The following is an 18,640-nucleotide window of genomic DNA, read 5'->3' as shown; positions in this document are numbered from 1 at the left end:
GGGAACGGCAACGCCCGGACCCCGTAACGGATTTGCCCGCCGGACGGTCCGCGGGCCTCAGACCGTGCGGTGCATGCCGACCGACGCGGGCGCCGTGGGGCTGAACCCGAACTTCTCGTACAGGAACCGGGCGTCGCCGTCGGCGATCAGCGAGACGTACGCGCCGTCCGGTGCCCGCCGCTCCAGCTCCCCGACCAGCTCCTCCATGATGCGCCGGCCCAGCCCCCGCCCTTGGTGCCCGGGCAGGACGCACATGTCGACGATCTGGAAGAAGCAGCCGCCGTCGCCGATGACGCGCCCCATCCCCACCGGTTCGCCGTCGTGCAGCACGGTCACCCCGTGCCAGGTCCCCGGCAGCCCGGCCCGCGCCATCTCGGGTGTTTTGGGGCTCAGTCCCGAGCCGGACCGCAGTCGGAGGTAGACCTCCACCGAGGGGGTCCCGGCGCACATCACGTAAGAGTCACTCGTCGTGGTCACTCGCTACATGCTACGGACGGCAGGCGCGGGAGGCCAGGAAGCCAGGAAGCCAGGAGGCCAGGAGTCGGAGGCCGGCGGGGCCCGGTCAGGCCCCCACGTAGGCCGCGAGGTGCTGTCCGGTGAGGGTGGAGCGGTCGTCCACGAGGTCGGCCGGGGTGCCCTCGAAGACGATCCGGCCCCCGTCGTGACCGGCTCCCGGCCCCAGGTCGACGATCCAGTCGGCGTGCGCCATCACCGCCTGGTGGTGCTCGACGACGATGACGGACTTCCCGGAGTCGACCAGCCGGTCCAGCAGCCCGAGCAGTTGCTCGACGTCGGCGAGGTGCAGGCCGGCGGTCGGCTCGTCCAGGATGTACACCCCGCCCTTCTCCGCCATGTGGGTGGCCAGCTTGAGCCGCTGCCGCTCGCCGCCGGACAGCGTCGTGAGCGGCTGCCCGAGGCTGAGGTAGCCGAGCCCGACGTCCGCGAGCCGCTCCAGGATCTTGTGCGCCGCCGGCGTGCGGGCCTCGCCGTCGCCGAAGAACTCCACCGCCTCGGACACCGACATCGCCAGCACCTCGCTGATGTCCCGGCCGCCGAGCCGGTACTCCAGCACCGACGCCTCGAACCGCTTGCCCTCGCACTCCTCGCACGTGGTCGCCACCCCGGCCATCATCGCCAGGTCGGTGTAGATGACCCCGGCTCCGTTGCAGTTCGGGCAGGCGCCCTCGGAGTTCGCGCTGAAGAGCGCCGGCTTCACCCCGTTGACCTTCGCGAACGCCTTGCGGATCGGATCGAGCAGCCCCGTGTACGTCGCCGGGTTGCTCCGGCGCGAGCCGCGGATCGCACCCTGGTCGATCGACACGATCCCCTCGCCGGCGCCGCCGGACTGCCGGGACAGTGATCCGTGCACGAGCGAGCTCTTGCCGGAACCGGCAACTCCGGTGACGACGACGAGGACCCCGAGGGGGATGTCGACGTCGACGTCGCGCAGGTTGTGCGTGGCGGCGCCCCGGATCTCCAGCGCGCCGGTGGGCTTGCGCACCGTCTCCTTGAGGGAGGCCCGGTCGTCGAAGTGGCGGCCCGTGATGGTGCCACCGGACCGCAGCCCCTCGACGGTGCCCTCGAAGCAGACGGTGCCGCCCCCGCTGCCGGCCCCGGGGCCGAGGTCGACGACGTGGTCCGCGATCGCGATCGTCTCCGGCTTGTGCTCCACGACGAGCACCGTGTTGCCCTTGTCCCGCAGCCGCAGCAGCAGCCCGTTCATCCGCTGGATGTCATGCGGGTGCAGCCCCGTGGTGGGCTCGTCGAAGACGTAGGTGGTGTCGGTGAGGGAGGAACCGAGGTGGCGGATCATCTTGACGCGCTGCGCCTCGCCGCCCGACAGCGTGCCCGACGCCCGGTCGAGCGAGAGGTAGCCCAGCCCGATCTCCACGAACGAGTCCAGGGTCTGCCGCAGCGTCGTGAGCAGGGGCGCCACCGACGGCTCGTCGAGGCCGCGGACCCAGGCGGCGAGGTCGCTGATCTGCATGGCGCAGGCCTCGGCGATGTTGATCTTCTTGATCTTCGAGGACCGGGCTGCTTCGCTGAGCCGGGTGCCCCCGCATTCGGGGCAGGCGGTGAAGGTGACCGCCCGGTCCACGAACGCCCGGATGTGCGGCTGCATCGCCTCGCGGTCCTTGGACAGGAACGACTTCTGGATCTTCGGGATCAGTCCCTCGTAGGTGAGGTTCACGCCCTCGACCTTCACCTTGGTCGGCTCCCGGTAGAGGAAGTCCTGCATCTCCTTCTTCGTGAACTTCCGGATCGGCTTGTCCGGGTCGAGGAAGCCCGACTCCGCGTACAGCCGGACCGTCCACCAGCTGTCCGACTTCCAGCCGGGAATGGTGAAGGCGCCCTCGGAGATCGACTTCGAGTCGTCGTACAGCTGGGTGAGGTCGATGTCGGAGACCGCGCCGCGGCCCTCGCAGCGCGGACACATGCCGCCGGTCCGGGTGAAGGTCTTCTTGACGGTCTTGCTGCCGGCTCCCCGCTCCACCGTGATCGCCCCGCTCGCCCGGACCGAGGGGACGTTGAAGGAGTAGGCGTTGGGGGAGCCGATGTGCGGGCGCCCGAGCCGGCTGAAGAGGATGCGCAGCATCGCGTTCGCGTCGGTGGCGGTGCCCACCGTGGAGCGGGGGTCGGCCCCCATCCGCTGCTGGTCGACGATGATCGCGGTGGTCAGGCCCTCGAGCACGTCGACCTCGGGCCGTGCCAGCGTCGGCATGAACCCCTGCACGAACGCGCTGTACGTCTCGTTGATCAGCCGCTGGGACTCGGCGGCGATCGTGCCGAACACCAGCGAGCTCTTGCCCGAGCCGGAGACGCCGGTGAACACCGTGAGGCGGCGCTTGGGGAGCTCGACGCTGACGTCCTTGAGGTTGTTCACCCGTGCGCCGTGCACGCGGATCAGATCGTGGACGTCTGCGACGTGCGACGCGGACGACGTGGCGTCCGCCCTCTTGGCCTTGCTCATCGTGGTGTCTCCCTGCTGATTCGTGCGGGCCGCCCGGGCGGTCTCCGTCGGCGTCGCCCGGTGCGAGCGAGCGGCTCCGCCGGTGTCCATGACGGTTACGTTAGCCGTGGCGGGCCGAAGGGGGCTTCTCGATTCGTGACCGGTTCGCCCGGGCCGCCCGTCCGCCCGTCCGCCCGTTCCGCGACGCGTGACGGCCCCGCGCGCGCCGTGCGAGGGTGGTGCCATGACCATCGAGGTTCGTCCGGCCGCGGTCTTCGGGGACGTCCGTACGCTGCTCGGGCCGAAATCACCGGCCGCCAACGTCTGCTGGTGCCTCAGCTACCGGATCCCCTCCAAGCTCAACAACGAGCTGCGCGGGCCGGCCCGTGGTGACCACGTCGCCGCGCTGTGCAGGGCGGAGCCCCCGCCCGGGGTGCTCGCCTACGACGGTGACGAGCCGGTCGGCTGGGCCGCGGTCGCACCGCGCGCGGACACCTCCTTCGCGCGCAGCCGCAGGATCCCGTACGTCGACGACCTGCTGGTCTGGTCCCTGTGGTGCGTCCGGGTCCGCCCCGGCCACCGCAAGCAGGGGATCTCGCACGCCCTCATCGCCGGCGCGGTCGAATTCGCCCGGGCCCACGGGGCACCGGCGATCGAGGCCTACCCCCTCGACAACGGAGACGCCCGCGTCGACATGACGATGGCGTACGCCGGGATCCGGAAGAACTTCGAACGCGCGGGGTTCGTCCGTGCCGCCGACACCACCTCGGTGCTGGCCGGGCATCCCCGGGTGCTGATGCGCCTCGACCTGCGATGACGCGCCTTCGATCGACCCCAAATGACCGGTATGCCCGGGTTGTGTCACTCTGGGAGTGGCGGCCGGTGAGCGGTAGCGGCCTCCTGGCTGCCGGGCCCGGCCCGGGGCACACACCCCTCCCCGTTTTCCGTGTCCCGTGCGCCGGGTTTCCCCCGTGCCTGTGCCCGACGCCCTGTGCCTGACATGCGAGCGGGCCCCGACTCGACGAGTCGGGGCCCGCTCCGGACCTGTGTGCCGGGCGCCTACAGGGGGCGGCCGAACGGGCCGCCGATGCCGTAGTAGATGCCGATCTCCTCGCGGTACTGCGGGTCGGCCAGGTGCTTGTCCCGGTGGAACTCGGGGGCGTCCTTGACCTGTGCCCGCGTCCGGTCCACGTAGATCTTCTGCTCGTCCGCGCTGATGCTGATGACCGTGCTCGCGGGGAGCAGCACTTCCTTGCCGAAGATCCACACACCGGTGTCGACGACCAGGTAGGCGTCACCGGCCTCGTCGTTGTGCTTGTCGACCTTGCCGATGCTTCCGTCCGTGGCCTCGACCTTGTAGCCGGTCAGGTCGGCGCCCGTCAGATGGCCCGAAGTCGACCGGTAGTTCCACATGTTCTCAGTCACGCGAACAACAACTCCTCCGGTTGCAGGGCGCCGCCCGAGGTGCGGCCGCGCCCGTTTCCGTGCACTTGCGGGACGGATCCGATCCGCTCCCAGCGCTCGTGTGCCCAGAGGTCCCGGCCCTACACGCTCAGTCGACCTGGAGCTCGCCCATCCGGCTCCAGCCGTCGGCGCCCTCGATGGTGGTGCTGACGATGGAGGGCGTACGGGTGACCAGGGGGCGCATCGTCTCCAGGGCGGCACGGAAGTGCTCGGACGTGACGTGTGCCTCCGCCGCGTCGTCCTGGAAGGCCTCGACCAGGACGTAGGTGTCGGGCTCCTCCAGGCTGCGGGACCACTCGAACCACAGGTTGCCGGGTTCGGCGCGGGTCGCGTGCGTGAAGTCCGCGACCAGCTCGGGCCAGCGGTCGACGTAGGCGGGTTTGACGGAGAATTTCACCACAATGAAGATCATTTGGTCATTGTAGGCACGGACGTCACGCCGGGCCCGTCAGGGCGTCCACCTCCGCCGCGAACAGCCGGGCGGGGTCCAGCCCCATGCCCGTGAAGTGGCCCGCCAGCTCCAGGGAGAGCACGCCGTGCAGGCGGGTCCAGAAGGACAGGGCCGTGCGCACGGCCCGCGGCGGTGCGTCGGGGTGGCCGGCGGCCCACTCCCGGTGGTCCGTCAGGTGCTCCTCCAGGGCCTGCGGCCCGGACCCGTCGGCCGAAGGGGCTGGAGTGGCCGCGGTGGCCGCGACGCACGCGTCGAGCAGGACGGACATCATCTCCGAGGCGATCGCGGTCACGTCCTGCGGTGCGTGGTAGCCGGGCACCGGGGTCCCGTAGACGAGGAAGTAGCGGTGCGGGTCCTCCAGTGCCCAGCGGCGCAGTGTCCGCGCCAGCCCGGCGAGGTGCTGAGGACCGGGCCCGTCGGCGGCGACCGCGGCGAAGGCGTCGGCGAGGCTGCGGTAGGCGTCCGTGACGAGCTCCGTGATCAGCTCGTCGCGGTTGGCGAAGTACCGGTAGAGCGCGGGCCCGCTCATGCCCATCTGCTTGGCGATGGCGTTCAGGGACAGGGCGGAGGCGCCGGAGCCGGCGATCTGCTGCCAGGCCTTCTCCTTCACCTCGGCCCGCACCTGCCTGCGGTAGCGCTCGCGGGGGGTCGTCGCGCTCCCGGTCATGGCGGTCACCTCTCTCACTGGTCTCGGCTCTCACTGGTCTCGGCCGGTTGGCAGCCGTTGGTTAGAAGCTATCACCAACGGCATGCCTCATCGCGATCGATTGGGCTACTCGCTTGACAGTGCCGCGATCGCCCTTCACTCTGGTTACAGGTTCTAACGAACACGAGATACCGAAACAAGCGGAGGTCTGCATGAACACCGTCGAGCGCGTCGAGATCGTTCTCCCGGGCAAGGTCGAGCCGGAAGGGCTGGAGCTGCACCGCGGACCGGTGCCCGTGCCGGCGGCCGGACAGCTGCTGATCGGCATGGAGGCCACGGGCGTGTCCTTCGCCGAGCAGCAGATGCGCCGCGGCCGGTACTACGACCAGCCCGCCTTCCCCTTCGTCCCCGGCTACGACCTGGTCGGTACCGTGCTGGCCGCCGGAGAGGGCGCCGGAACCGGCCTGCTCGGCAAGCGGGTGGCCGCCATGACGAAGACCGGGGGCTGGGCGAGCCACGTCGTCGTCGACGCGGCCGACGTGGTGGAGGTCCCCGAGGGCGTCTCGGCGGCGGACGCCGAGACCGCGGTCGTCAACGGCGTCACCGCCTGGCAGATGCTCCACCGCAAGGCCGGGGTCCGCCCCGGCGGCACCGTCCTCGTCCACGGAGCCAACGGCGGGGTCGGCTCGGTCCTGGTCCAGCTGGCGCTCGCCGCCGGCGCCCGCGTGATCGGCACCGCGTCCCCCCGCCACCACGACGCGCTGCGCGCGCTCGGGGTGGCCCCGGTCGACTACCGCACGGGCGACGTTCCCGCCCGCGTACGGGAGCTCGCACCCGGCGGAGTGGACGCCGTCTTCGACCACGTCGGCGGTGACGGGATCCTCGGCTCCTGGCGGCTCCTGGCCCCCGGCGGCACGCTCGTCTCCTACGGCAGCGCCGCCACCCGTGACGACGAGGGCTCCGGCGCCTGGCCCGTACTGCGGCTCCTGGGCCGGGTGTGGCTGTGGAACCTGCTGCCCAACGGCCGCAGCGCCTATTTCTTCAACGTGTGGGCCGGCCGCGCCTACGCCAAGAACCGTTTCCGGACCCGCCTGCGCTCCGACCTCACCCAGGTCTTCGCCGCCCTCCAGCGCGGCGACATCACCGCGAAGGTGGCCGCCGAGATCCCCCTCGCCCGCGCCGCCGAGGCGATGCGCCTGGCCGAGTCGGGCAGCGTCGCCGGCAAGGTCGTCCTCGTCCCCTGACGACGCACGCCCCCGCTCCGTACTCCCGTTCGCCCGTACCCCCGCTCGCTTCCGCCGATCCAGGAGAACCCGCCGTGCTGACCACCTTCCTCGCCAAGGCCGCCGCCCTGCCCGCCGCACTCGCCGTCGCCGTCTGCGGCAGCCCCCACCACCCGGTGGAGATCGACCGCGACGCTCCCGTCATCACCCGTGACGACATCGTCATCCACGCCCCCCTCCACAAGATCTGGAAGATCCAGACCGATGTCGAAGGCTGGCCGTCCTGGCAGCCCGAAGTGACGGAGGCGACCAAGCGGACGCCGGGCCCCCTGCGGACCGGCTCGGTGTTCAGCTGGTCCGTCCACGGCCTCAGCGGAATCGACTCCACCGTCCGGGAGGTCGTCCCGCAACGCCGCATCGTGTGGGGCGGCCCCGCCCAGGGCATCACGGCCGTCCACGTGTGGACCTTCACCCCGCGCGCGGACGGAGTCCACGTCCACACCGAGGAGTCCTGGGCCGGGGCACCCGTGGACGCCGACGCCCCCGCCGCCCAGCAGGCGCTCGACGCCTCCCTCGACACCTGGCTCCACCGCCTGAAGGCGAAGGCCGAAGGGTGAACGGACCCCGCCGGGCGGACGGGACCTCGACGGCACGGCCTCAGGGATTTCCCCGAGTTTGTGGCCTGCCCGTGCGGATAGGTACAAGCCCGTACCGCCGCACACCGGCGAGTGCCGCACACTCCGTCAGGAGGAACACTTGTCCGACACGGCCTTCAGCCTGGGGATCGGATCGGCAGCCCAGGCCGCCGCCTCGCTCGTCAACACCCACCGCCAGATAGCCGCCGCAGACCGCGCCCGCGCCGACCGGCACGACTTCGAACGCGCCCAGGCCACCACCCGCTTCGGCCGGGACCTCCAGCTGGAGGCCATCCGCCACCAGCGCCAGTTCGAACTCAGACACCTCGACTCCGAACTCCGCAAACGGGAATCGCTCGAAGCCCTCGGCCACAAGACCCTCTTCGACACCTACCCGGTCCCCGAGGGCCCCGGACACCTCCGCGACAGTCTGCGGCTGCTCGCCCCGGACCTCTCCGACCTTCCCCCCGTCCTCCTGCTCCCCAAGTTCCACGGCCCCACCGCGGCACACTGGTCCGGACTGCGGACCACGCTCGTCTCGGCCCTGCGCCGCACCCTCGGCGCCGACGGCCTGGTCGAGTTCCAGGAAGTCGACGGCGCCATCTCCTGGCCCCACGCGGGGCTCTACTGGAACGACCTCTACGGCCTGCCGACCCTCGTCGTCCAGGTCTCCCTCTTCCGCGACACCCTCGACCTCGCCCTCGGCGGCTGCCACCTGCGCGCCGCCACGGACGGCCCCCCGGCCGACCCCCTGCGCACCGTCCACCGCCACCGCCGCGCACCGCGCCAACGGTGGACGGACAAGGAGGTCGCCCGCCTCAACGCCGCCGCCCCGCCGGCCCTCGCCCTGGCGGTCCCCGACGACGAGGAGAGCGGCGGCCGGCTGGAGGTCGAGGTCGCGGCCCGCGCCGTCACCGCGGTGGTCACCGCCGCCGTCGACACCTACTGGCTCGCCGTCGCCGTCCGCTACCGCCAGCGCTTCGACGCCGCGGTCGCCCTGCTCGGACCCGACGCCCTCACCGACTGGCCCGCCGACCTCGGCGTCCCCCTCGGGCAGGTCGCCGACCCGGCCCACCACCTGCTGACCGTCGCCCGCCGCGAGGCCGTACGCGGACGCACCACCGAAGCGGAGGCGGCACTGGAACGGTCCCTCGCGGCCCTGGCCCACCCCGACTACGCCCTCACCGGGCCGCCGTACCCGCCCGGTGAGGAGATCGCCGACCACCTGCGCGAAGCCGACCCGCTCTACACCGAAGCCCTTCGCGGGGCCGTCGCCACCCTGGACGCCGCCACCGGCCCGGACGGCCCGGCCCCCCTCCCCGCCGCCGTACGGGAGGTGCTCGATGCCCGATGACACCCTCGACCTCACCGGACTCCCCGACGCCCTCGACCGCCACCACGCCCTCCTGCCGCAACCCGAACCGGCCGTCACCGAAGCCCTCGCCGCGCTGCGCGACGCCTGCGAACGCTCCCACCTGGCCGTCGTCGGGCCCGAGGCGGCCGGCAAGTCCACCCTCGTCAACGCCCTGGTGGGCGCCGAGGTGACCCCGGTCTCCGCCGGGCTGCCCGGGACCGTCGCCCCCGTGCACGTCCTGTACGGGCCCGCCCCCGACCCGCGCTACCGCGTCCTGCGCCGCACCGAAGGGGCGGACCCGGGGCGGCCGGGCACCGGGCAACGGGTCACGGACCGGGCCGCTTTCGAGCAGTGGATGCTCCAGGCGCACAACCCCGACAACGAACTGGAGGTCCTGCGGGGCGAGATCGAACTCCCCGCAGCACTGCTGCGCGGCGGGCTGCGCCTGGTGGACCTGCCCGGCATCGCGGGCGTCTCCGGCCACGTGGCCGCGCAGACCGAACGCGACCTGGACGGGCACGCCTTCAGCGTCGTCCTGGTGTCCCTGGGCCGCGCCAGCCTCAAGGGCCTCGTCGACATCGTGCGCGAGCTGCGCGACGGTCCCCGCCCGGCCAGGGTCGCCGCCGTCGTCTTCAACGAGATCGACCCCCGCCCGCTCACCCCCGAGCGCCTCGGCGACCACCTCGCCATGCGGCGGCGCAGCGTGGCGGAGCTGCTGCTGCCGCACGACGAGGACGGCTCCCTCGGCCTCGCGCAGGCGTCCCTGCACTGCCTGAACCTGCTGGCGCCGGACGAGGCGGCCCTGGAGTCCCTGCGCACACGGCTCCTGGAACGGATACGCCGCGACGTGGGGGACACCGTGGCCCACACCGCCCAGTACGCGTTCCCGGTCCTGGGCGCGGCCCTGGACCGCCGCAGGGCACGTACCAACGACGTACTGGCGGGCCGGATCGGCCGCGAGGAGATCCGCCGGCACCGCGACGAGGTGCTGGCGGGGGTCGGATACCGGTACCGGCTCGCCCCGTTCGTCCCCAGCCCGGGGGGCGACGTCCTGGCCACCATCGAAGGCGCCACCCGCAAGGCCGACTGGCTGGGCGTGGAGCAGGTGTTCCTCGCCGAAGCGCGGCGGCTGGACACGCTCCTGGAAACCCACAGGAACCGCATCATGGGACCGGTCATGATCACCAAATCGGAGGCCAACGCGATCAACACGGAGGTCCGGGCGGCCCTGGACGAGTCCCGCACGCGCATCAGCGCCGCGGCGAAACCCGGTCTGAGCCGCCTCGCGGCGGACCTGGACGAGTACGCCCGGGAACGTGAAGCACGGTTCGACGCCCTGATACCGACGGAGCTGTACCGCAGCACGGGCCGCGCCGCCTCCGTCGGGGCCGTGCAGGTGGGCAGTTACCACTACGAGAGCGCGGGCGACGCGTTCGAACGCGAGGTGGAAGACGACGGCCTCGTCGGCTTGTTGGGGGCCGTCTGGTACGTGCCCTACCACTATCTCGGAGGCGGTCACCGCGGATACTCGCTGAGGGAGATCCGCAAATCGAGGGGGAGGATATCGTCCCTGCTCCTCGGTACCTCGGAAGCGCCGGCGGAAGGCTGGCTCGCACGGCGCAGGAGCCTGGTGGCGGCGGCCCGCGACGACCTCGTCAAGAGGATCGGCAGCCTCGGCGACATGGCGGCCGAACGGCCGGCGTCGCTGACCTCGGCCCTGCGCCGGCACCTGGCCCGGCTGGACGGGGCCCGCGAGGACCTCGCCGCCCAGCGGAAGCTCCTGGGCCCGGGCAAGGTGAGGCCGGCCGGCTGAACGGTGGTGGCCGGGGCGGGCGTCGTGCCCGCCCCGGCCGGGGCCGTCTACTGCCAGGAACCCTCGGTGCCGAAGGCGGTGGTGTCGGTCACCGTCCCGCCGTCGACGGTCCGGCTCTCCTCGGTGTACACCTCCCCGCGGGCGGTGAAGCGGGAGTCGTCGCCCGTCGGGTCGTCCGCGGTGCACTCCCCGCCGGTGGTGGGGCCGTCGTCCCAGCCGTCCGGGTAGTCGACGTCGACCTCGCCCCCGTAGGAGTCGCGGACGGTGTGCACCCCCTCCCCGATGGTCTCCCGGGTCGTGTGGTGGACCTCGATCCCGAACAGCCCGTCGTTCGCGTTTCCGTCTTCCCCCTGGCAGCCCTCGCCCGCGGGCGCCGACTCCTCGCGCATGTCCTCCGAACCCGGCACGTGTGCCCCCTTTCCGGGACGGCGGCGCCGTCGTGGCTCCGCCCGGACCACCCCTTCCCGGGCGAAAGGGCCGCCACACCGCCGAAGGTGAACTTCCGCTTCTTTCGTCCTCCCCGTCATGTGCGGGGTGTTTGCCCTGACTTGTTCATGAACTGACCCTGCGGGGTTCCTTAAGGGAAGCTGAAGGACCCTTCCACGGGGCTCTTTTGGCTGATCACCGGCCTAGTCTCGGTCGCACCCCTCCTCCCCTCTCTCTGTGAGGTGCTACAGGCATGAGCCGCAGCCGAACTCCCGCAACCCCGTCCCGCGTCGACGCCCGCCGGAAGAAGACGGTCCGCACCCGCATCGTGCTGTCCGTCACCGCGGCGTCGGCGGCCGCGGCGGTCGCGGTCGGGGTCGCCGTGGCCGACTCCGACGGCGGTGCGCGCGTGGACCGGGCCGACGGCGCCACCCAGCCGAAGGCCGCGAAGGCGGACCCGAGCGAGCTCCCCGGCGGCGCCGAGGTGACGGCGACCCCCACCTCCACCCCGGCATCCCCCGCCCCCTCGGTCTCCGCCGAGGCCGCGGCCGCCTCGGGCTCGCCGCTCCCGGCTTCCCCCGAGGCCGGGGCCGGGGCCCCTGGATCCGCCGCTCCCGAGAAGCCCGCGGAAGCGGAGGACGCCCCCGCCAAGCCGGCGGCGACCCCGACCCGCAAGCCGGCGCGTACGACGGCTCCGACGTCCGGCGGCTCCTCGGGCGGTGGTTCCGGCTCCTCCGGCGGGTCTTCCGGCGGCGCCCCGAGCGACATCGAGTCCGCGGTCCTCGCCCTGGTCAACAAGGAGCGGTCCGCCGCCGGATGCGGACCCGTCACCGCCAACGCCAAGCTGACGGCCGCGGCGCGGGCGTACAGCGACACCATGGCCCGCAGCGGCGTCATGTCCCACACCGGACCCGACGGGTCCACCATGACGAGCCGTGTGGAGGCCGCCGGATACGCGTGGTCCCGCCTGGGCGAGAACATAGCCCGCGGCCAGTCGGACGCCGACGCGGTCATGAAGGCGTGGATGAACAGCTCCGGCCACCGCGCCAACATCCTCAACTGCGCGTTCAAGGAGATAGGCATCGGCGTCCACAAGGGCGACGGCGGCCCCTGGTGGACGCAGAACTTCGGCGCGCCGAAGTAGGAACGTGCCGGCGGCCGCCGTACCCCACCCCCCACCGGCCGCCGAGCGGCAGACGTCCTCCGACCCGTCCGCGGGTCCGGAGGACGTCGGCGTTCGGCGCCCGTCCGGCTCCGCCCGACTCCGTCCCGCCTCGTCCTGATTCGTCCGGGGGGAGGCGGTGACGGGCCGCCCGGTCCGTCGGTCACTATGGGGCCGTGCCCCGAATTCCGCGCTACCTGTTCATATGGCTGTCGTGCACGGCCACCAGCGTGACCGCCGTGCTCGCCACGGTCCAGTTCGTGGTCGGCTCGACCCGGCACACGCCCCCGGTCGCCCGCTCCGCCCCCATGGTGTTCGAATCCCCGCCGGCCTGGGAGGCGGTGACGGCCGCGCCCTCCGGTACGCCGTCCCCCTCCGCGTCCCCGTCCCCGTCCCCGTCCCCGAGCGGCTCGCCCACCCCGACGGAGCGGCCGTCACCCTCCCCGACGCCCCCCGCGAAGGCCCCGTCGGCGGCTCCCCGGACGACCGCGCCCAAACCCGAGGTGGACTGCCAGGAAGGCGGACCGGGCCTGCACACCGTCCCCTCGCAGGGCGGGAAGGCCACGGTGCGGTACGGGAGCCGAGGCGTCTGCCTGATCTCGGCGATTCCCGGCCGGGGGTTCAAGGCCACCACGTCACAGACCGCGGACGACACCCTGACGGTCACCTTCACCGGCGCGGACCACCGCTCGGTCATCACGGCGACGATCAGCCCCGTGGCGAAGGCGAGCATCCGCGAGACCTCGTACTGAGCGCACGCCCACCGGGAACCGGGAAGGGATCCGTCGGAGAACCGGGGCGGGAGGAGGTCCGCGGCGACCGATCCGCACCACACGGCCCCACTTGCCCCCTTCCAGCCGATTCACCGCCCTACGCAGGCACATGGACCGGGTTCCGCCGAAGCGGAAGCTGAGCTCTTCCTTAGGGCAACCTCAAGATCGGGTCCACCCGGTCCGCGCGGCCCCGAACGGCCCTACGCTCGCGTCAGCCGAGCGGCCCTCGGCGCCCGGGCCCGGCGGCTCCACCGCGCCGGCGGGCGCCGCCGCCCGTCGCCCTTCCCGCAGTCCGAACCGTGCCTTGGGGTGTCTTCGCCATGAGTTCCCGCCCGCTCCGATCCGTCCCCCGCGCCCCACAGGGCTCCCCGGCCCGCCTCCGCGTGCGACTGCCACTGGTCGCCGCGGCCGTGGTCGCCGCGGGCCTGACCGCCGCGTGCGGTCCTTCCTCGTCGTCGGTCGGCGCCGCCGCGGCGTCCGCGGCCGGAACCGCCCCGCCGGCCCCGCCCTCCGGGAGCCCGTCCTCCGCGGCACCGTCCGAGTCGGAGCCGGCGGTGGCGTCCCCGAGCGCGACGGCTTCCCCCTCGCCCTCCAGGTCCGCGAGCCCTTCGCCGTCCGCCCCCTCGCGCGCCCGGACCGGATCGCCCGCCCCCACCCGCTCGCCCGCCCAGCCGTCCCGTACGACCGCCGCCCCGGCGCCCGCACGGGTACCCGGCCCCGGCTACGACAGTTCGGCCGACGGGCAGCGGCAGATCGACGCGGCGCTGCGCGCGGCCAAGGCCGACGGGAGGATGGTGCTCCTCGACTTCGGCGCCAACTGGTGCGGCAACTGCAAGGCCGCCGACCAGGTGTTCGCCCAGCCCCAGACCGCCGCGCTCCTCGGCGACTCCTACCACATGGTCAAGATCGACATCGGTGGCAACAGCTCCGCGAACTCCGCGCTCCTGCGCAAGTACAGCCCGGGGGGCGGAAGTTACAAGATGCCCGTCCTGGTCGTCGTCACGCCCTCCGGCACGGTGCGCACCGACACCCACGCCACGGGCAACCCCTCCCTGACCTCGGAGGGCCTCAACGCCTTCCTGCGCAAGTGGGCGTCATGAGACAGGTGCCCTCCCGGAGGGCCCGCATCGCGGCGGCCCTCCTCCCGCTGACCGCGCTCACCGCCTGCGCCGGCGCACAGCCCGCCGGGAGCGGCGCCGCCCCGGCCACGGCGCGCTTCACCGCCAACGGGGTCACCGTCACCCTCACGGTGTCCGACTGGCACGCCCCGAAGGGCACCCTGACCGCCGTCCTCACCCCGGAACAGGGATTCCACCTCTACAGCACGGACCTGCCGCCCACCGGAATCGAGGGCGTGGGCAGGCCCACCACGATGGCCGTCACCGGCGCCCTGACGGCGGAGGGGAAAGCGGAGGCCGCCGCGGAAGTACGGTCGATCACCCTGCCCGGCGTCGGCGCGCCCGTGCCCGTCTATCCGGACGGCCCGGTCACCGTCACCCTCCCCGTCCGCGCCGACGGCGACGGGGACGCGACCGTCCTGTTCGGCTACGCGAGCTGCAGCACCCAGGAGGGCTGCACCATCCCGGTCAGCGACCACCCCGTACCCCTGCGCGTCACCGGCGCCGGACTCAGGCTCGGCACCCCGTAGCGCCTTCGGCGACGACGCCTCACGGATCCGGTGGTTGCTCAGGCGTGCTGCATCGCCGTGTGCTGACAGAACTCCCGCTGACACCGGGCGTCTAGACCGCCGTCGTCGTCAGGTGAAAGGAACTGGCTGCACGTGCAGATGTAGCAGTACAGGTGACCGCCAGGGTCGTAGTCCGCTTCACGGAGGCGGGCCGCGGCAGCCTCGCGTACCGAGCGGCTGTGATTCTCCAACTCGGCGAAGTCGGACTCGTTCTGCTTGAACGCTTCGCGTTGAGCTTCCGTAGGGGGCCCCGTCGGGGCCGGCTGCTCGCTGGGTTCCGTCATCGCAAACACCTCCGTGCAGAGCTGTGCCGAGCTGCCGGGCCGAACGCAAGAGGCGGCCGATCGTGCCCGGGCTGAAGGGGGAATCGCGGAAACGAGTGGGGGGCACCCGGGCATGGCCGCAAGCCCTCGACCGAGCGCACCCCCATTGTCCGACCGGTGACGCGGGCAGGCCACCGGTGAAGCCCTCCCCCCTCCGCCGCCGCGGACTCACCAAAGGAGACGGCCGGCCCCGTGGACGGAGCTTCTCCGGGACCGCGCGGACCGGGTGGTTCCGGAGACGGCCTAGGGTGTCCCCATGCCCAGCGTCCTCGTCGTCGAAGACGACCCCAGCATCCGCCAGTCACTCATCGAGGTCCTCGCGGAACACGGGTATGCCGTACGGAGCGTGGGCGACGGGTTCGGCGCGCTCCGGGAGATCACCCAGATACCCGTCGACGCGGTCGTCCTCGACCTCGGGCTGCCCGACCTCGACGGAGGGGACGCCCTGCGCATGATCCGCGGCATCTCCTCCGTGCCCGTACTCGTGGCCACCGCCCGCGACGACGAGACGGAGATCATCAAGCTCCTCAACGCGGGCGCCGACGACTACCTGGTCAAACCGTTCTCCGGCGGCCAGCTCATTGCACGCCTCTCCGCCGTCCTCCGGCGCACCACCCAGGTTCCCCCCGCCCACACCCCCGCGGGTTCCCTGCCGGCTCCGGCCACCGAACCGCTGCGCCCCACCACCGTCGGGGAACTCGCCGTGGACCCCGTCGCGCGCACCGCGCACCTGGCCGGCCAGGAGCTCCACCTCACCCGCCGGGAGTTCGACCTCCTCGCCTTCCTCGCCCACCACACCGGCCAGGTCGTCTCCAAACGCAGGCTGCTGACCGAGGTCTGGCGCGAGCCCTACGTGGACGACCAGACCGTCGACGTGCACCTGTCCTCCCTGCGCCGCAAGCTCGGCGAACGCGCCGCGGCCCCGCGCTACCTGCTGACCGTCCGGGGCGTCGGCATCAAACTGGTGGCACCCCGTTGAGACGCTCACTGGCCGGAGTCGCCCTCGCCGTGACCTCCATGGTCGCGCTCTCCTTCCTCATACCGCTGGCCGCGCTCGTCATGTCCCTGGTCAAGGAACAGAGCGTCACCGCCGCCGAGCAACGTGCCGCGGCCCTCGCACCCGTCCTCACGCTGACCACGGACCCGGCCGCCCTGCGGGAGTCCGTCGCCGGCCTGGACGCGACCGAGCACCTGGTGATCCACCTGCCGGACGCCCCGCCGCTGGGCAGCTCCCAGGCACCCGGGGCGCTGCTCCAACGGGCGCAAAAGGCGCGGGAGTCCATCTCCCAGGAGATTCCCCGCGGCTGGATCTCCCTCCAGCCGGTGGTGCTCCCCGGAGACCGGGTCGCCGTCATCGAGAACTTCGTCCCCGAGGAGGAGCTGACCCGAGGGGTCAAGGCCTCGTGGGCCGTCATGGCCCTGCTCGCAGTGGGCCTGGTCGCCGGCTCCGTCCTGGTCGCCGACCGCCTCGGCGCGAAGGTCGTCAGGTCCTCCAGGAACCTCGCGCAGGCCTCCCGCGCACTGGGCGAGGGCGACCTCGACACCCGGGTGGACCCCGTGGGACCGAGGGAACTGCGCGATGCGGGCGTCGCCTTCAACGCCATGGCCCACCGGATGACCGAGCTGCTCGCCGTCGAACGCGAACTGGTCGCCGACCTGTCGCACCGGCTGCGCACCCCGCTGACCGCCCTGCACCTGGCCTCGGAACGCATGGCCGGTACTCCGGAGTCGGCCAGGGTCGAGGCCGCGGTCGCCGAACTGGAGGCGGAACTGGAGGCCATCATCACCGCGGCACGCACCCCGCTCGCGGTCGGACCCATGGGCCAGGGCCTGCTCGGCACCCCGGACACGAACGCCGCGGACCACGGCGCCCGCTGCGAGGCCGCAGACGTCGTCCGCCGCCGGACCGCGTTCTGGGAGGTCCTCGCGGAACAGCAGAAGCGGCCCTGCTCCCTCGAACTCACCCAGGAACCCACGGCCGTCGGCCTCTCCGACGACGACCTCGCCGCCGTGGTCGACGCGCTCATCGGCAACGTGTTCCGCCACACCGCGCCCGGGACCCCGTTCGGCGTCCGTGTCGTGCGCACCGCGCAGGCCGTCGAACTGGTCGTGGAGGACTCCGGGCCGGGCATCCCGCGTCCGGACCAGGCCCTCTCCCGCGGCGGCAGCAGCGGCTCCTCCGGCCTCGGTCTCGACATCGCCCGGCGGGCCGCGGACGTCACCGGCGGCTCCCTGCGCATCGCACGCGGCCCGCGCGGAGGCGCCCACATCACCGTGACCCTCGCCCTCGCCCCGCCCCTGCCGTCCGAGCGCCGGCCGCGCACCTCCCGGCGGCGGCCCGGATGGCTGCGCCGGCGGTGAACGCCCCGGCCCGCACCACCGAGCGCGGGCCCCGCACCTGATCTAGCATCGTGATGTGGGTGCGAAGCGTGACGCCACCGACCGGCCGGCCCCCTGACCAGGGACGGAACCCGACAGCCGGCTGGCCGGACCACCGCACGCCACGAGCCGGAGCCGTCGGACACGCGCGAAGCGAAACCGGACGGCACTCCTCCATCACTCCGCGATGTCCTTCTCGCATCGCGTGACCCGGCGCGCGCACCCAGAACCCAGGCGGACGCCCGGCGACGAGCCGGGCCGAGGGAAGGGAAGAGGGGAAGACCATGAGGAAGAAGATCCTGCCGACGGCGGTCGTGGCCGCCGTCGCGATCGGCGGCTGGACCGCCGTCACCGGCACCACGGCCGGGGCGGCGGAGAGGGCCGTGCCCAGCGCCACCTGCATGCTGTCGGAAGGCCCCAACAACACCTTCGGAGTCTCGGGCAACGGCTTCAGGCCCGGCACCCAGGTCACCGTCAAGAACTCGAAGGGCCAGGTGGTGCGCACGACCACGGCCATCACAGGAGGCTTCTTCGAGGTCACCGGCCTCCCGAACGACACGTACCGCGCCGAGGGCGCGAGACGCCGCGCCGCGACCTGCCCGCGATGGGTGTCGGACGAGGAAGCCGCCATCAAGTGCACCGTCACCAAGGGACCCGGCCAGACGTTCGGCGTGTCCGGCAGGGGCTTCCCGGAGGCGGAGACGGTCACCCTGAAGAACTCCGCGGGCGCCGTCGTGGGCACCACCTTGACCATCAAGGACGGCTTCTTCGAGTTCACGGGACTGCCGAACGACACCTACAACGTGACCTCGAAGTTCGCCAAGGTCACCTGCCCCCAGGCCGCCGCCACCACCGACGGCGGCTAGTGCCGTCGAAGTCCGGGCCGCCCGGCTCAGACCTGGCCGAGGTCCGAGCTCACCCACCGCTGCGGACGCATGTGGATCACGACCTGCTCGCCGTGCTCCTTCCACGCGAAGTCGACGTAGCCCTCCACCTTCTCCGCGGGCAGGTACCGGGCGGACATCTCCACCAGCTTCTCGCGCGTCGCCGGTACGGTCGACACGACCGGGCCCTCCACCGAGACGTACCGGATCGACGGCTCGACCCGGTCGACCATCAGGGTGAACCGGCCCGCGGCCCCGATCAGCTCGGCCTTGCGGGAGTCCCGGCCGGTCATGATCCAGATGTCGCCGCCGGGGGAGTATTGGTACCAGATCGGGACCGTCAGCGGGGCACGGTCGCCTTCCGGGCCGGCGTCGACGGCGAGGGCGGCGATGTGGGCTTCGGCGAGGAACTCCTCGCGTTCGGCGGGAGACAGGGGCACGGGATACTCCTTCGGGAGGGAAGGTCTGTA

General features: G+C 72.5%; 19 protein-coding genes. 12 read left to right on the top strand and 7 right to left on the bottom strand.

The window, feature by feature from the left end; all coding sequences use genetic code 11:
- Positions 1-57 precede the first annotated feature (57 nt).
- Together AC07B0_RS13025 and AC07B0_RS13020 are read right to left on the bottom strand one after the other, a co-directional pair.
- Positions 58-450, bottom strand: coding sequence for a GNAT family N-acetyltransferase (locus AC07B0_RS13025; protein ID WP_467297429.1), 393 nt, complete (start codon positions 448-450; stop codon positions 58-60).
- 112 nt (positions 451-562) lie between these two features.
- Positions 563-2,971, bottom strand: coding sequence for an ATP-binding cassette domain-containing protein (locus AC07B0_RS13020; protein WP_478864269.1), 2,409 nt, complete (start codon positions 2,969-2,971; stop codon positions 563-565).
- A 223-nt stretch (positions 2,972-3,194) separates the two neighbouring features.
- On the opposite strand from AC07B0_RS13020, the gene AC07B0_RS13015 reads away from it, so the two are divergent.
- Positions 3,195-3,767 carry a GNAT family N-acetyltransferase gene (locus AC07B0_RS13015; RefSeq protein ID WP_478898019.1) on the top strand — a complete coding sequence of 191 codons (573 nt, stop codon included), beginning with the start codon at positions 3,195-3,197 and terminating at the stop codon, positions 3,765-3,767.
- 242 nt (positions 3,768-4,009) lie between these two features.
- Here the strand turns inward: AC07B0_RS13015 and AC07B0_RS13010 are convergent, their stop codons facing one another.
- From AC07B0_RS13010 to AC07B0_RS13000, 3 genes are all read right to left on the bottom strand, one after another.
- Positions 4,010-4,375 carry a PRC-barrel domain-containing protein gene (locus tag AC07B0_RS13010; protein WP_356873085.1) on the bottom strand — a complete coding sequence of 122 codons (366 nt, stop codon included), beginning with the start codon at positions 4,373-4,375 and terminating at the stop codon, positions 4,010-4,012.
- Positions 4,376-4,502: 127 nt separating this feature from the next.
- Complete coding sequence (locus AC07B0_RS13005; RefSeq protein WP_356873083.1) at positions 4,503-4,826, bottom strand: putative quinol monooxygenase; 324 nt, start codon at positions 4,824-4,826, stop codon at positions 4,503-4,505.
- A 22-nt stretch (positions 4,827-4,848) separates the two neighbouring features.
- On the bottom strand, positions 4,849-5,532 hold the full coding sequence (locus AC07B0_RS13000; RefSeq protein ID WP_469379677.1) for a TetR/AcrR family transcriptional regulator: 684 nt from the start codon (positions 5,530-5,532) through the stop codon (positions 4,849-4,851).
- 191 nt (positions 5,533-5,723) lie between these two features.
- Between AC07B0_RS13000 and AC07B0_RS12995 the strand changes: the two genes are divergently transcribed.
- From AC07B0_RS12995 to AC07B0_RS12980, 4 genes are all read left to right on the top strand, one after another.
- Positions 5,724-6,755: a medium chain dehydrogenase/reductase family protein gene (locus AC07B0_RS12995; RefSeq protein ID WP_478898017.1), complete on the top strand. Its 1,032-nt coding sequence runs from the start codon at positions 5,724-5,726 to the stop codon at positions 6,753-6,755.
- A gap of 74 nt (positions 6,756-6,829) precedes the next feature.
- The gene (locus AC07B0_RS12990; protein WP_356873077.1) at positions 6,830-7,351 is read left to right on the top strand and encodes an SRPBCC family protein; all 522 of its coding nucleotides are present in this window, start codon (positions 6,830-6,832) and stop codon (positions 7,349-7,351) included.
- A 139-nt stretch (positions 7,352-7,490) separates the two neighbouring features.
- The gene (locus AC07B0_RS12985; RefSeq protein ID WP_478864272.1) at positions 7,491-8,723 is read left to right on the top strand and encodes a hypothetical protein; all 1,233 of its coding nucleotides are present in this window, start codon (positions 7,491-7,493) and stop codon (positions 8,721-8,723) included.
- The gene (locus AC07B0_RS12980; protein WP_478898015.1) at positions 8,713-10,536 is read left to right on the top strand and encodes a dynamin family protein; all 1,824 of its coding nucleotides are present in this window, start codon (positions 8,713-8,715) and stop codon (positions 10,534-10,536) included. Before AC07B0_RS12985 ends, AC07B0_RS12980 begins: the two co-directional genes overlap by 11 nt.
- A 47-nt stretch (positions 10,537-10,583) precedes the next feature.
- Here the strand turns inward: AC07B0_RS12980 and AC07B0_RS12975 are convergent, their stop codons facing one another.
- Complete coding sequence (locus tag AC07B0_RS12975) at positions 10,584-10,943, bottom strand: hypothetical protein (RefSeq protein WP_356873071.1); 360 nt, start codon at positions 10,941-10,943, stop codon at positions 10,584-10,586.
- A gap of 272 nt (positions 10,944-11,215) precedes the next feature.
- Between AC07B0_RS12975 and AC07B0_RS12970 the strand changes: the two genes are divergently transcribed.
- From AC07B0_RS12970 to AC07B0_RS12940, 7 genes are all read left to right on the top strand, one after another.
- On the top strand, positions 11,216-12,106 hold the full coding sequence (locus tag AC07B0_RS12970; RefSeq protein WP_478898013.1) for a CAP domain-containing protein: 891 nt from the start codon (positions 11,216-11,218) through the stop codon (positions 12,104-12,106).
- Positions 12,107-12,300: 194 nt separating this feature from the next.
- A complete protein-coding gene (locus tag AC07B0_RS12965) occupies positions 12,301-12,876 on the top strand; it encodes a hypothetical protein (protein WP_478898011.1) in 576 nt (191 codons plus the stop codon).
- 404 nt (positions 12,877-13,280) lie between these two features.
- Complete coding sequence (locus AC07B0_RS12960; protein WP_478898009.1) at positions 13,281-13,997, top strand: thioredoxin family protein; 717 nt, start codon at positions 13,281-13,283, stop codon at positions 13,995-13,997.
- Complete coding sequence (locus AC07B0_RS12955) at positions 13,994-14,545, top strand: hypothetical protein (RefSeq protein WP_478898007.1); 552 nt, start codon at positions 13,994-13,996, stop codon at positions 14,543-14,545. Before AC07B0_RS12960 ends, AC07B0_RS12955 begins: the two co-directional genes overlap by 4 nt.
- Positions 14,546-15,163: 618 nt before the next feature.
- Positions 15,164-15,886 carry a response regulator transcription factor gene (locus AC07B0_RS12950; protein ID WP_356873061.1) on the top strand — a complete coding sequence of 241 codons (723 nt, stop codon included), beginning with the start codon at positions 15,164-15,166 and terminating at the stop codon, positions 15,884-15,886.
- Positions 15,883-17,268 (top strand): HAMP domain-containing sensor histidine kinase, encoded by a 1,386-nt coding sequence (locus AC07B0_RS12945; protein WP_469379694.1) that lies wholly within the window; start codon positions 15,883-15,885, stop codon positions 17,266-17,268. The genes AC07B0_RS12950 and AC07B0_RS12945 overlap by 4 nt, the downstream gene beginning before the upstream one ends.
- Positions 17,269-17,570: 302 nt before the next feature.
- A complete protein-coding gene (locus tag AC07B0_RS12940; RefSeq protein ID WP_478898004.1) occupies positions 17,571-18,152 on the top strand; it encodes a hypothetical protein in 582 nt (193 codons plus the stop codon).
- Between the two features lie 26 nt (positions 18,153-18,178).
- On the opposite strand, the gene AC07B0_RS12935 is transcribed toward AC07B0_RS12940, so the two are convergent.
- Positions 18,179-18,610, bottom strand: a complete 432-nt coding sequence (locus tag AC07B0_RS12935; RefSeq protein ID WP_469379697.1) for a pyridoxamine 5'-phosphate oxidase family protein — start codon at positions 18,608-18,610, stop codon at positions 18,179-18,181.
- Between the last annotated feature and the right edge of the window lie 30 nt (positions 18,611-18,640).

The sequence above is a fragment of the Streptomyces sp. NPDC044704 genome, assembly GCF_056433525.1.
The sequence above is the reverse complement of the archived record's forward strand: the minus strand, read 5'-3'. Positions and strand labels throughout refer to the sequence as shown.